Source organism: Nannocystis exedens, from assembly GCF_002343915.1.
Lineage (GTDB): Bacteria > Myxococcota_A > Polyangia > Nannocystales > Nannocystaceae > Nannocystis > Nannocystis exedens.
Genome location: NZ_NETK01000001.1, coordinates 4,202,476 through 4,216,095, shown reverse-complemented (window position 1 = coordinate 4,216,095; position 13,620 = coordinate 4,202,476). Strand labels below are relative to the sequence as shown.

Sequence of the window (13,620 nt, the reverse complement as noted above, 5' to 3'; positions counted from 1 at the left end):
GCTCACTCCGCGGCCGGGGCGGTGACCGGAGCCGAGGTGCCCTGGACCCGCTTGACGACGGTGTCGGGGTTCGAGCCGGGCAGGCCGGGGGCGAGCCCGCCGCCCTCGGGCGGGGCCTTGTAGGGGACCGGCAAGCCGTCGGCGACCGCGCGCGTGACCCCGTGGACGAGCGTGCCGATCGCCACCAGGCCGTCGTAGTTGATCTTGTCGGCGTGGTCGCCCGGCCGGTGGTAGTCGGCGTGGGTGCCGGTGAAGAAGAACAGCACCGGCAGCTTCTTCTTGTAGAAGTTGGCGTGGTCGCTGCGGGTGGCGACGCTGGCCTCGTAGAGGACGGAGAGCCCGGCGGTCCCGACCCGGTCGAGCAGCGGCATCCAGGCGTCGGACGAGACGATGCCGCCGATCGCCAGGCCCTTCGGTCCGAGTCGGCCGATCATGTCGAGGTTGACCATGGCGACGACCTTGTCGAGCGCAAACGGCGGCTTGTCCGCCAGCGCCTTCGAGCCGAGCAGCCCCAGCTCCTCGCCGGCGAAGTGGGCGAACACCACCGTGCGCCGCGGCCGCTGCTGCGAGAAGTGCCGCGCCAGCTCGAGCAGCATGGCGGTGCCGCTGGCGTTGTCGTCGGCGCCGTTGCAGATGACGTCGACCGCGTCGCCCTTGCGGCTCTCGCCGCACTCGCCCTTGCCGACGGCGCCGATGTGATCGTAGTGCGCGCCGAGGACGACGATCTCGTCGCCCAGGTCGCTGCCGGAGATCTTCGCCAGCACGTTCGGCGCGCGCACCTGGACCGGCTCGACCACCGCCGACAACTTCAGCGCGACCCCCGGGAGCTCGGCCGACCTCGGCTCGAGCTTGGTGTCGATCGCCTCCTGCAGCGCGGAGATCTTCTGCTTGCCCTTGCCCACGCGCAGCAGCCGGTCGGCCGCTTTCCACTTGAGCTGCACGACCGGGAGCGCGTACGCCTCGCCGAGCGCGCCGTCCTCTCGCTGCAGCGGCGCGAACGCGTCGGCCTCGCGCTCCTCCGCGTCGAGGAAGCTCCGGGGCCCCCGCACGGCGACCACCCCGACGGCGCCGGCCTTGGCCAGCCGCTCGACCTTGGTCCGCAGCGATCCCGCGCCCGCGCCGAACTGCGGGCCCTTGCGCTTGCCGGCCTCGCGCATGACCGGGCCGACGAGCGACTGGAGGTCGAACTCGACCGTGAGCGGGTCGGCCGGCAGCGGCCACATGTCCTTCAGGTCAGCCTCGGGCATGAACCGCTGGAGGATGGCGATCACGCGCCCGCGGGTGCGCTCGTGCAGCGCGCGCAGGCCGGCCGCGTCGCCCTTCTCTTTCAGCGGGGCGGCCTCTGCCGCAAATTCGCTCGCTTCGCGCTGAAGCCTGCGAAAGAAGGTCATCGTGTCGGGCCGTCCCGGAGCGTCGAGCAGCACGACGGCGATCTTCCCCTTGAGGTCGAGCCCGGCGAGGTCGTCGTAGACCCTGGCCTCGGGCGCGTCGCCGTCGGCGCCGGGCGTCGGCTCCGAGGCGGCCGCGTAGCCGACGAACACGGCCGGTCCCTGCACCGCGCCGCTCGCGGTCTGCGGCGAGATCGAGAAGTCGGTGGCGGCGATCGCCGTCGCCCGCTCGCCGCGGACAAGCTGCAAGCTCACAGGCTGACTTGGGCGCACGCCGACGGAAATCGAAAAGTCGGCCAGGAACGAATCGCCCGCAACCGGCTCGAGGCCGAGCGTACGGTGCCTCTGCGCCAAGTACTCCGCGGCCGCGGCGAGCTCGGGGCTCAAGGTGAAGCGGCCGCGAAGCTCGTCGCGCGCCAGCGCAGCGATGTCCGCTTGCAGACGGGCGCGGTCGGGGGCCCACGTCACCGGCGTCGGGGACGGCGATGCATCAGCTCGCTCGACCGGCGCTGCCGTCGGTGAAGCGGCCGGCCGTGTGCAGCCTGGCGCCGGCATCAGGGCCGCAGCCAACAAGAGCGACGTGGACGAAAACGGCGGGCGCACGAGCGACTCTTAGCGCCCTTTTGACCGTCGCCTCGGACATCGCGGTGCTCCCGCTTGCGTGCGTTGCTTCACGCATCATCGGCCCACTACTCGACCGAACCTGACGATCATCGCGTACTCGACGGTGCTCGAGGCGCACCACGTGGCACGTGCAACCTTGGTTGCACGGCCGTCCTCCGGTGTATTGACGCCCTCACGGACTCTGGCGTACCGTGCCCCCCGCTGTCCCAAACCCGCGAAACGTTACGCGCACGCGCGTGGTGTGTCGGAACCGGTCACTAAGCCCCACAAGGATTACCAGCAATGAAGCGTCTCAGTCTGATTGGAAGTTGGAAGCGCCTCGGCGTGCAGGTCGGTCTCCTGGCCGGCGTCGGCATCGCCTTCATCGGCGGCTCGGAGCCGCCGCCCGCGGCCGCTGCCCCTCAGTGTGTCGAGGAAGGTCAGTGCACCTTCGTCAAGCCGCTGTTCCTGATCGTCGCCGACTACTCGACGTCGATGAACACCATGTTCGACGCCAACCAGACCCGCTGGGAGGCGGCGGTCAGCGCGATCGTGGCGATGGTCGACGCCGACAACGGCTACCTGCAGGGCAACGTCCTGCTCGGCCTCATGCGCTTCGGCCACGACCCCAACGTCGGCCAGACGGGCACGCTGATCCAGAACGACTCGTCGGGCATCACCGACGGTCAGAAGATCGACGTCGGCTTCTACGACGAGCAGGCCCCGGACAAGGCCTACTACCAGTGTAACGGCGAGGCGATCAAGAACGCCATCATGACGGTGCCCGCGCCGATCAACGGCAGCCTCACCGGCATCGGCACGTGGACCAAGGGCGCGATGGACAAGGCCAAGGCCTACATCCATCAGACCTGGGCCGACCACCCGAACGACAAGCAGCAGCGCAAGGCCGCGATCGTGCTGCTCACCGACGGCCAGTGGACCGACCCGTCGGGCACCCAGTCGCCGGGCCCGGCCAACCAGAACCCGTCGATCACCGCCAAGGATCTGTTCGACAACGACAAGGTCCCGACCTACGTCGTCGCCATCGGCGAGGCGATGGGCAAGATGTTCGCCGACGAGATCGCGATGAACGGCGGCACCGGCACGGCGTACGACGCCGCCAACCCGCAGCAGCTGATCGACGCGCTCAAGATGGTCGTCCAGGCGATCATCAACGACGTCATCCAGCCGGTCTGCGCGCCCGGCCTCCCGCGCATCATGGTGCTCCTCGACGCCTCGTCGTCGATGCTCAACATCAACAACGGCAACCAGGCCGGCCCGATGGGCATGACCGGCTGGGACGCGGCCCGCGACGCGCTCGCCGGCGCCAACTCGCTGTTCGACCAGGTCGTCATGGGCAACCAGGCGGTCGAGAACCTGGTGCACCTCGGCCTCGCGGTGTTCGGCTACAACATGCCGGCGCCGGGCGAGCAGAAGCTGCTCGTCGATTACGGCCCGTGCATGAAGGACAACTTCGCGTGGGCCCTCGACCCGAACACCTCGTGCGAGGCGCCGGGTTGCACCGACCCGTGGGGCGGCCCGCCGATCACGTGGACCTTCAAGGATGGTTCGGCGAACGACCCGCCGGGCTTCGACGCGCAGACGCTGAGCCACATGCCGAAGTGCGACTTCGCCGGCAACCTGCCGGAGGCGTGCGTCGGCTCCGGCACGTACACGCACCTCGGCCTCCAGCTGGTCCAGCAGAACATCACCGACTACAAGGCCGCCTGCGCCGACCCGCTGTTCCCGTACCCGTGTGACGCGAACACCAAGTTCATCAACATCCTGGTCACCGACGGCGACTACCAGTCGACCGACGCGCAGGTCCAGGCGCCGCTGCAGGCGATGTACAACGCCGGCGTCACGACCTACGTGATCGGCTTCGGCGACCTCGTCAACTCGCCGCAGTCGATGACGAAGCTGAACAACATGGCGAACTGGGGCTCGGGCGGCTCCGAGATGTACTACGACGCCAACAACCAGGCGGCCCTCGAGGCGGCGCTCGCCAACATCATCGAGCAGATCACGTTCGACCCGTGCTGCGGCTTCGTCAACTGCGCGCTCAACCCCGAGCCCGACACCAACGAGCCCGACCCGCTGCCCCCGGAGACGACGTCGACCACGTCGGAGTCGGAGACCGACACCGACACGGCGACCGCGACGGACACCGACACGACCGACACTGGCGTCACCGCGACGGACACCGACTCGACGGACACCGACACGCCGGTCACCACGACCGAGACGACCGACGGCACCTCGGCCGGCCCGACCACCGACACGCCGCCGACCACCACCGACACGCCGACCACCTCGGACGGCACCGGCACCTCGGAGAGCGACACCGGCGAGCCGACCACCGGCACCAACCCGACGGGTGGCAACGTCGGCGAGACCGACGGCACCGACACCGAGGCCGGCACCGACAGCGACAACCCGGACTCCGCCACCTCCGGCCAGACCGACAGCGCCGGTGGTTGCGGATGCAAGGTCGACGACGCCGAGGGCCAGACCCGCGGCCTGCTCGCCTCGCTCTTCACCTTCGGCCTGGCGGGCTTCATCCGCCGTCGCCGCCGCGCCTGAGCGCACGACTCGGGCCCTCGAGGTCCGTGAGCGGCCGTGCCGCACGCAGGGGCCGCCTCCGGTTTCGGAGGCGGCCTCCGCCTTTTTTTGTCGTCGATCCGGATCGTCGCGGGTCGCCTCGGGCCGTCTCGGGGTCGGCCTCTTCTGCCGCAAAACGGGGCCGAGCGGCCCGTTGCGGTCCGTGTGACGAATTTATGGGTCGCCTCACACCGAGGCGTGCTCGCCTACTGGCCGGCTAGCGGCCCTTTTGCTATGCACACCGATCGTGTCGCAGGAGCACCACGACCCTGACCTCAACGCGCTGTCCTCCGAGGGCGGCCGGATCGTCGCCGAAGAGCTCGACATCTTGCGGCGGATCCAGGAGCGCCTCGAACGCGAGGCCCAGAACGCGCCCGGGCAGATCGAGGACCTCGACGCCCAGCTGATCGAGCTGCGCGACGCCCTGGCCGAAGCCAAGGAGGAGGACCAGGCCTCGCTGGTCGAGCAGATGCATCAGGTCGCCGCCCTGAGTCGCACCCGCGGGCAGGGCCGCGACGCCCCGGTCGATCCCAAGAACCCGTACTTCGGGCACCTCCGCCTGCGCGAGGCCAAGTCGTCGCGGCAGCGCGACGTCCTGGTCGGCAAGCGCACCCTCCTCGACGACGGCGACGGCCTGTCGATCGTCGACTGGCGCAACGCCCCGGTCTCGCGCCTCTACTACCGCTACGAGGAGGACGACGAGTACGAGGAGGAGTTCGACGCCCGCTCGCTCGAGGGCACGGTGATGGTGCGTCGCTCGGTCGCCGTGATGGACGCCAGCCTGCGCCGCGTGTCGGCGCCGCAGGGCACCTTCGTCAGCGACCGCCGCGGCCGCTGGCGCGACGCTGTCGGCGCCGCCAAGCCGACGCTCGAGGGCGGGGTCGGCACCGCCGTGCGCGTGCCGCAGGGCCAGCTCGGCGTCCACAGCGAGGACGACCAGCCGCGCGCCGACAAGCACCTGCAGGAGATCACGGCGCTCATCGACAAGGAGCAGTTCAACCTGATCACGCAGCCCGAGTCGGGCATCGTGCTGATCCAGGGCGGCGCCGGCTCGGGCAAGACGACCGTCGCGCTGCACCGGGTGGCCTACCTGGCCTATCAGGACCGCCGCCGGTTCGCGCCGGGCAAGATGCTGATCATGGTCTTCAACGAGGCCCTGGTCGAGTACATCCGCCACGTGCTGCCGTCGCTCGGCATCGACGGCGTGCCGGTCACGACCTACCGCAAGTGGAGCACCCAGCTGCTGCGCAAGCTGAAGCTGCGGATCCCCATCAGCCACATCGACGGCGTCCCCGACGCGGTCAGCCGCTTCAAGAAGCACCCGGTCGTCCTGCGCATGATCGACGACCGCATCGCCTGGCAGCTCGAGGAGGCCGAGGAGCTGCTCAAGAAGCGGCTCGGCGAGCGCGCCGGCGCCGACGCGGCGTTCGCGGTGTGGCAGCACAACGCCGACCTCCCGCCGGTCGTCCGCGCCGAGCGCACGCTCGACCAGATCAAGGCCGACGTCAGCATCCCCGGGCCGGCGCGCGCCGCCGCCGAGACCGCCCTGCGGGCGATCCGCGACGACCTGCGCGACGTCTGCGACGACTGGCTCGAGCTGATGACCGACAGCGAGGCGCTGCGCACCGCGCTGCGGGAGTACGCCCCCGGCGCGTTCAACGAGGCCGACACCGCGACGATCGTCCGCTGGTGCGCGGCCAAGGCCGAGCTCGACGAGGAGCCCGAGCCCGAGGAGGAGCGCGACGAGGAGGAGGCCGAGGAGCGCGCCGAGCCGAGCATCGACGCCGAGCCGGCCCCGCCGAAGGGCGAGGCCGAGGACGGCGAGGACGGCGACGGCGACGCCGCGCCGCCGCCGCGGGTGCGCAACCACGCGGTCGGCCTCGACCCCGAGGACGACGCGATCCTGCTGCGCCTGTTGCAACGCAAGTACGGCGGCCTGTTCCTCGGCGGCAAGCGCTTCGAGTACGAGCACATCGTCATCGACGAGGCCCAGGACCTGGCGCCGATCGAGGTGCGGGTGCTGCTCGACTGCGCGACCGAGGGCCAGAGCGTGACCATCGCCGGCGACCGGGCGCAGAAGATGATCTTCGACAACGGCTTCGTCGACTGGCCGCAGCTGCTCGGCGACGCCGGCCTGCCGCACGTGGCGATCCAGCCGCTCAAGATCACCTACCGCTCGACCCGCCAGGTGATGGAGCTGTCGCGTCACGTGCTCGGGCCGCTGCACAGCCCGGAGGACGCCCTCATCGCCCGCGAGGGCGCGCCGGTCGGCTACTACCAGTTCGGCGACACCGGCGAGGCGGTCGCGTTCCTGGCCGAGGCCCTGCGCGCGCTGATGCAGCGCGAGCCGACCGCCAGCTGCGCGCTCGTCACCCGCTACCCCCAGCAGGCCGACGTGTACCACGACGCCCTGCGGATCGCCGAGGTGCCCAAGCTGCGCCGCGTCGGCCGCCAGGACTTCAGCTTCACCCCCGGCATCGACGTCACCGACATCCGCCAGGTCAAGGGCCTCGAGTTCGACTACGTCGTCCTGCTCGACCCGACGGTCCAGAACTACCCCGAGGTGGTCGAGTCGCGCCACCTCCTGCACATCGGGGCCACCCGCGCCGCGCACCAGCTGTGGCTGGTCTGCTCCGGTCCGCCGAGCAAGCTCATCCCCGAGGACCTGATCGTCGCCAGCCTCGAGTAGCGGCGGCCCAGGGCACGAAAAAGGGACATGCTCCGCGGAGCATGTCCCTTTTTGCATGTTGGATGGGACATGCCCGCGAGGGCATGTCCCCGGAGACACTGCTTCAGCTCGCCGCCTGCGCCAGCTTCTGCAGCGCGAGGTCGGCGATCGCCTGGCCGACCTCGGAGCAGCGGGCCGCCTTGGCCTCGCCGACGAGGTCGTAGGTGAGGGGGTGGCCGTCGCGGAGCACGTCGACGACCGCGGCCTCGATGGCGGCGGCGGCGCGGACCAGGCGGTCGTCGTTCTTGCGCTCGCCGAGCCAGTCGAGGCCTTCCTTGACGGCGAGGATCATGGCGATCGGGTTGACCTTGTCCTTGCCGGCGTGCTTGGGCGCGCTGCCGTGGATCGGCTCGAACATGCCGTGGTCCTTGCCGACGTTGGCGCCGACGGCCATGCCCATGCCGCCCTGCAGCACCGAGGCGAGGTCGGTGACGATGTCGCCGAACATGTTGGTGGTGACGACCACGTCGTAGTACTCGGGCTGGCCGATCAGCCACTGCGTGAAGGCGTCGACGATCGCCGAGTCCTTCTCGATCTGCGGGTACTCCTCGCCGACCTGGTTGAAGACCTCCTGGAACAGGCGGCAGCCGTGCAGCACGTTGTCCTTGACGACCGCGGTGACGCGCAGCTTGCCGTCCTTCGGCGCGCCCTTGTTGCGCTTCTTGCACAGCTCGAAGGCCTTGCGGATCACCTGCTCGCTGGCGCGGCGCGTGATCACGCGGGTGTCGATCGCCAGCTCGGTGGTGCCGCCGGGGGCGAGCTTGCCGCCGACCTGCGAGTACAGGCCCTCGGTGTTCTCGCGGATGATCACCATGTCGACCTGGCCCGGCTGCCACACCAGCTTGTTGGCGCCGTGGATCCGGTGCTGCACGCCCTCGTACAGCTTGACCGGGCGGACGTTGGCGAACAGGTTGAGGCGGATCCGGTTGCCGATGACCGGCGAGTAGCCCGCCATCTTGCCGTCCTTCATCAGCACCGGGCCCGGGCCGGTGGGCGACGGCCAGCCGACCGCGCCGAGCAGGATCAGGTCGGCCGCGTCGCAGCGCTCCTCTGCTCCCTCCGGCCAGTCGCGGCTGCCGTGCTCGAGATAGAACTGCCCGCCGCACGGGATGTCCTCGACCTCCCACGCGACATCCAGGACCTTGGACAGCGCCGAGAGCACGCGCAGTCCCTCGCGCATCACTTCCGGTCCGGTCCCGTCCCCGCCAAGGGTCACCAGCTTGTACGCCATGGCTTCCGGTGTACACGCGCGTCGGCGCGTGCGACCGACCGCGCCGTTCGCCGCGCCGGTGTGGATCCTCACCCAATTCGCGCGCAGGACGCGGTATACATGCACCGCCGGCCGCGAACCCGTACGCGGCATCTTGGGATCTCGACGTGCTCGCGCAGCTCCTGCCTGTCTGGGTCCTGGTCGCGTGGGGTCTGTCCGCACGGGCCTTCGCCCCCGCGCCGGCCGCAGGCGCCGCCGACCCGAAGCAGCCCACGGCCGGGCCCGCCGTCGACAAGCTCGCGCCCGGAGCGGGCGCCCCGTTGCCGGAGCCGGCGCCGAAGGCACCTGGCGTCCAGGACATGTCCGAAACGCCATTGTGGGTGCGGCCGACCAGCGCGCCGCCGCTGCGGCCGGTCGTCGGCAAGGCGCGGGTGCGGGACTTCAAGCTCAAGTCGTCGCGCATCGACGACGACGCGATCGAGATCGACGGCCGGACGACCGAACCGGCGTGGATGGCGGTGCCGCTGCTGCCCGACCTGGTCCAGATCGAGCCGCGCTACGGCTACGGGCCGACGCACGAGACGCGGGTGCGGGTCGCCTACGGGACCAAGGGCCTCTACGTCGCCTTCGACTGCATCGACGACCCGAAGCACGTGCGCGCCGGCGTGTTCCGCAAGGACCAGCTCGGCCCTTCGGACATCGTCTGGCTCGAGCTCGACCCCAACAACAACGACACCACCGGCTACTCGTTCGCGCTCAACGCCTCCGGCTCACAGGAGGACTCGCAGCTGTTCCGCGACGACTCCGAGGAGCTGCTGTGGGACGGCGTGTGGAAGGGCGCGGCCAAGCTGACCGACACCGGCTGGTCGGCCGAGATGTTCATCCCGTGGTCGACGATCCGCTTCACCGCCCGCGACGAGTACACCTTCGGCCTCAACATCGGCCGGTGGATCAACCACGACGGTGAGACCCAGGTCCTCTCGCCGGCGCCGCAGGGCCTGCCGGGGCGCATGAGCTGGGCGCTCGACTACACCGGCGTCAGGGGCATCCAGCCCGGCCTCAACCTCGAGCTGCGGCCGTTCTTCTCGCTGCGCGGGGTGCCGCGGCGCGGCGACGACAGCCTCGACCGCTCGTTCCCGCTTCTGCCCAACGGCGGCTTCGACCTCAAGTACGGTCTGCGCGGCAACCTGACCCTCGACCTCGCCGTCAACCCCGACTTCGGCCAGGCCGAGGTCGACCCGGCGGTGCTGAACCTCGGGCCGTTCGAGGTCTACTTCCCCGAGCGGCGCACGTTCTTCCTCGAGTCGAAGGAGATCTTCGAGACCCGCTTCCAGCTGTTCTATTCGCGCCGGATCGGCCGGGTCCCCCGGGCCGCGCTGGCCGACCAGACGCCGCGCGGCGAGGAGGACGGCGAGATCGTCGCGCTCGACCCGCTGACGCGGATCTTCGGCGCCCTGCGCGTCACGGGGCAGGTCAAGCCGGGCTGGAGCCTCGGCGTGCTGACGGCCAACACCGGCGCGAGCTTCGGGGTCGAGCGCTTCTCCGACGGCTTCGAGCGGCGCGTGACCGTCGACCCGATCAGCGAGTATTCGGTGGTCCGCGTGCGCCGCGAGTTCGACGGCCAGACCAGCCTCGGCGCGCTGGTCACCGGGGTCGTGCGCGGCGGCGGCGAGCCGTCGGCGTTCACCGGCGGCTTCGACTACCGGATCCGCTTCCGCGAGCGCTGGCGGCACTCGGCGCAGATCATCGGCACGCACAACGGCCGGCGCGAGGGCATGGGCGCGGTGGCCGACATCAACCGCACCGGCAAGAACCTGTCGATGGGGGCGGTGTTCGAGACCCTCACGCCGCACGCGGACTTCAACGACCTCGGCTTCATGCGCTTCAACAACTACATCGACGGCAAGGCCAACGTCGGTGTGTTCAACGCCCAGCCGGTCGGCAACGTCCGCCGCATGTCGGCGACGCTGTCGTCGCAGGTGGCCTCGTCGTACCAGGGCTACCTGCTGCAGAAGCAGCTCCACCTCGACCTCAGCCTGACCACGCTCAAGCTGTGGGGCACCTCGCTGTGGGCGGGCGGCCACCTGCCGCAGTACGACCTGTTCGAGACGCGCGGCGGGATCCCCTACCTCGTCCCGTTCCACTGGTGGATCGGCGGCACCTCCACGAGCCCCGACAACAAGAAGGTCGTCGGCGTGTTCAACTGGGCCTACGGCGAGCAGAACGGCCGCCCCGGCCCCGACTACGGCCTCGAGCTCCGCCTCCGCCCCGTCCCTCGGCTCGAGCTCACCCTCCGCGGCGACCTCAACCTCAGCTTCGGGCGCCCGCGCTGGACCACCACCAACGACCTCGACGAGGCCGTGTTCGGGCGCGCCTACGTCACCCAGTACATCGGCGTGCTGCGCGGCACCCTCGGCATCCTGCCCAACCTGACGCTGCAGACTTTCAATCAGTTGTACTTCCTGTCGGCGCGCCACACCGACTTCTTCATCCTCGAGCGCCCCGGCACGCTGGTCCCGACCAACCCCGCGCCCTACGCCGGCGAGGTCGACCAGGGCCTCACCAGCTTCATCTCCAACTCGATCCTCCGCTGGGAGTACCGCCCCGGCAGCTTCCTGTTCTTCGTCTACACCCACCGCACGGTGCTGACCGATTTCAGCCCCCGCTTCAGCTACCGGCCGATCGGCGGCTTCAGCAACCTCGTCGCCCCGGGCGTGGCCAACGAAGACATCCTGTTCCTCAAGCTGCAGCACATGTTCGGCCTGTGAGTGGGGGGAGTTCCCCGGGGACATGTCGGGGAGGGCATGCGACGAAGGACATGTTCCTCGGGGCATGCGCCGAAAGACTGGCCCGATGCACGTGCGCACCGGGCGCGGCGGGTCGACGGTGACGCAGGCTCAATCTCGCCGGGGCGGCCTACGGGTCCGGCGAGACCAGGCCGGCGCGCACGGCGTACTTGACCAGGCCGGCGAGGTGATGGACATCGAGCTTGGCCATGATCCGGCCGCGGTGACCCTCGACGGTCTTCATGCTGAGACCGAGGTCCCGCGCGATCTGGTTGCTCGACTGGCCCTGCGCGACGAGCCGGAGGATCTCGCACTCCCGATTGGTGAGGGCGTCGGCCGGATGGGTCTCGCGCCGGCGGGAGTCGACGAGCACGAGCTTGGCGATCGCCGGGCTGAAGAAAGCGCCGCCGCGGGCGACGGCGGCGATCGCGGCCACCAGGTCGGACAACGCCGAGCCTTTCAATAAATAGCCGCTCGCGCCGGCGCGGATCGCCGGCCGCACGTACTCTCGCCCGAGTACATCGACAAGACCAGGACCTGGGTCCCGGGAAATTCGCGGCAGATCGCGCGCGTCGCCTCGACGCCGTTCATCTCCGGCATGCCGAGGTCCATGACCACGACGTCGGGCCGCAAGCGCCCGACGGCCGCGACGGCGGCGCGTCCGTCCGCGACCTCGCCGACGACCTCGACGCCGGGCTGGCCGGCGAGCAGCATGCGAACACCTTCCCGGACGATCGCGTGATCGTCCGCGAGCAACACCCGGACAACCTGCCTCTGTTCCACGCCGCGGACCCTAGCACGCGCCGTCCCACGACGCGCACCACGAGACGCCGGACGCATGAAGGCGTGTTCATGACGTTGCCGAAAGGGCATGTATTAAAAGACATGTGAGGCCGGCTCGCCGCTGCGAGCGCCGTGCGGCCGGAATGCGTGTTCAGAAGAATCACGGTCCGGCGCGGCGGAGCGAGCGAACGAGGCGGCCTGTCGCATGGGACATGTGGTCTCTCCGGCGTTGGGTCGGACCGCCCTTGCTCCCGCGGTGCGGGTCGGTCGAGCGATGCGGGGCGCCGAGACGCATGGCGAGGAGCACCGGCGCTTCGCCGCGCTCGTCCGGGCGGAGGCTCGCGACGCTCGCGCGACTCACCGCGTGAAGGGCACCGGCTCACTCGTCGCGCCCGGTCGAGGCATGCGGATGACTGGCGACGCCCGCGGCCCATGCATGGCGAAGGGCACGGGCTCGCTCGGTCGAGGCGTGCGGACTGCCTGCTTCCGCAGGACCTGCGTGCAGGGCACCGGGGCGGAGGACGACCTCCCGCGAGGGCGTCGAGCCGCGACGAGCGCCGCGCGTGAGCGCGAGGAGCCACTCGTGCCCACACCTCGCGGCGGCTCGGTGCGTCGCGGCTCGGCAGTCCTCCGGGCCGCGACGTCGCCCGAAATTGCGCCCGGCGTTCAGCGGCGGGCGAGCTTGCGCAGCATCGCCTGCACCTCGTCGCGGACCTCGCCGAGGCGCTGGGAGCGGTAGACGCCGTAGGCGCTGCCGAGGACCGGGCCCGTGATCATGCCGACGACCGGCAGGACCGAGGCGGCCAGGCCGATCTTGGCGCCGCTGATCAGCGCCCCGCCGGGGGTGAGGCGCTCGTGGAGGGCCAGCAGCTCGTCGGCGAGCTTCTGCCGCTCGTCGGCGTCGAGCTCGCTCAGGCGGGCCGTGCGCTCGCGCAGGGAGTTCAGCTCGCGCTCGAGCGCCGCGTCGCTGAACGGGGCCACGTCGACCATCTGCTTGAGGCGCTCGCCCTGGGCCTTGGCCCAGCCTTTCGGGTCGCTGCGGATCTGGTCGGTCTGCTGCTTGGCCCAGTCTCTCGCCTGGTCGCGGATGGACATCACGGGCCAGCATAGCAAACGGGGCGGCCGGGCGCCCGAACCGCCCCGGTCGACCGGACCGGCCGCGCGGCCCGTGCTATGCGACGGGCATGGACGACGTCGCCCAGGTCCAGTGTCCGTACTGCTTCGAGGTGGTCGAGATCGTGGTCGACCCGGCCACTCGCGGTGAGCTGATCCAGGACTGCGAGGTCTGCTGCCGTCCGTGGCGCCTGCTGGTCCGCCGCCGCCGCGACGGCTCGCCGCTGGTCACCGTCGAGCGCGCGCAGTGAGCCGGGCGGCGCGGCGCCGGGCCGCGGTGCGAGCAGGACATGTCCTTCGGGTCATGTCACCGGGGCGCGGCATGGCGAGACGGCGTCCTCCGCGACGCACCGGGGTGGTGGCGGCGCCGGGGGCCGCGATCGGCCCCGCGGCGGGGGGCCGCGTCGA

Annotated in this window: 9 protein-coding genes; 4 read left to right on the top strand and 5 right to left on the bottom strand. The window is 70.6% G+C overall.

Annotated elements, in window-relative coordinates; translation table 11 throughout:
• Nucleotides 1–2: 2 nt before the first annotated feature.
• Entirely contained in the window at nt 3–1,643 is a 1,641-nt protein-coding gene (locus NAEX_RS16580; RefSeq protein WP_143140593.1) for a M20/M25/M40 family metallo-hydrolase, read from the bottom strand.
• Nucleotides 1,644–2,294: 651 nt separating this feature from the next.
• Between NAEX_RS16580 and NAEX_RS16575 the strand changes: the two genes are divergently transcribed.
• Together NAEX_RS16575 and NAEX_RS16570 are read left to right on the top strand one after the other, a co-directional pair.
• Entirely contained in the window at nt 2,295–4,574 is a 2,280-nt protein-coding gene (locus NAEX_RS16575; RefSeq protein WP_096328464.1) for a VWA domain-containing protein, read from the top strand.
• Between the two features lie 265 nt (nt 4,575–4,839).
• On the top strand, nt 4,840–7,281 hold the full coding sequence (locus NAEX_RS16570) for an ATP-binding domain-containing protein (RefSeq protein ID WP_096328463.1): 2,442 nt from the start codon (nt 4,840–4,842) through the stop codon (nt 7,279–7,281).
• A gap of 103 nt (nt 7,282–7,384) precedes the next feature.
• Here the strand turns inward: NAEX_RS16570 and NAEX_RS16565 are convergent, their stop codons facing one another.
• Nucleotides 7,385–8,551, bottom strand: a complete 1,167-nt coding sequence (locus tag NAEX_RS16565; protein ID WP_096328462.1) for an isocitrate/isopropylmalate dehydrogenase family protein — start codon at nt 8,549–8,551, stop codon at nt 7,385–7,387.
• Nucleotides 8,552–8,697: 146 nt separating this feature from the next.
• Here NAEX_RS16565 and NAEX_RS16560 point away from each other — a divergent pair, with 146 nt between their 5' ends.
• Nucleotides 8,698–11,298: a DUF5916 domain-containing protein gene (locus tag NAEX_RS16560; RefSeq protein WP_096328461.1), complete on the top strand. Its 2,601-nt coding sequence runs from the start codon at nt 8,698–8,700 to the stop codon at nt 11,296–11,298.
• A gap of 148 nt (nt 11,299–11,446) precedes the next feature.
• On the opposite strand, the gene NAEX_RS52130 is transcribed toward NAEX_RS16560, so the two are convergent.
• The 3 genes from NAEX_RS52130 to NAEX_RS16550 all read right to left on the bottom strand — a co-directional run bounded on the left by NAEX_RS52130 (nt 11,447) and on the right by NAEX_RS16550 (nt 13,194).
• Nucleotides 11,447–11,764, bottom strand: a complete 318-nt coding sequence (locus tag NAEX_RS52130) for a response regulator transcription factor (protein WP_211302416.1) — start codon at nt 11,762–11,764, stop codon at nt 11,447–11,449.
• 11 nt (nt 11,765–11,775) lie between these two features.
• Entirely contained in the window at nt 11,776–12,099 is a 324-nt protein-coding gene (locus tag NAEX_RS52125; protein WP_211302415.1) for a response regulator, read from the bottom strand.
• 666 nt (nt 12,100–12,765) lie between these two features.
• Complete coding sequence (locus NAEX_RS16550) at nt 12,766–13,194, bottom strand: HAD family hydrolase (protein WP_096328460.1); 429 nt, start codon at nt 13,192–13,194, stop codon at nt 12,766–12,768.
• Nucleotides 13,195–13,283: 89 nt separating this feature from the next.
• Here NAEX_RS16550 and NAEX_RS16545 point away from each other — a divergent pair, with 89 nt between their 5' ends.
• Complete coding sequence (locus NAEX_RS16545; protein WP_096328459.1) at nt 13,284–13,463, top strand: zinc ribbon domain-containing protein; 180 nt, start codon at nt 13,284–13,286, stop codon at nt 13,461–13,463.
• The last annotated feature ends 157 nt before the right edge of the window (nt 13,464–13,620 follow it).

Excerpts from the sequence above, each read along its gene's own strand:
- NAEX_RS16575 (WP_096328464.1), top strand. The coding sequence starts at position 2,295 with ATGAAGCGTCTCAGTCTGATTGGAAGTTGGAAGCGCCTCGGCGTGCAG.
- NAEX_RS16565 (WP_096328462.1), bottom strand. The coding sequence starts at position 8,551 with ATGGCGTACAAGCTGGTGACCCTTGGCGGGGACGGGACCGGACCGGAA.
- NAEX_RS16550 (WP_096328460.1), bottom strand. The coding sequence starts at position 13,194 with ATGTCCATCCGCGACCAGGCGAGAGACTGGGCCAAGCAGCAGACCGAC.
- NAEX_RS16545 (WP_096328459.1), top strand. The coding sequence starts at position 13,284 with ATGGACGACGTCGCCCAGGTCCAGTGTCCGTACTGCTTCGAGGTGGTC.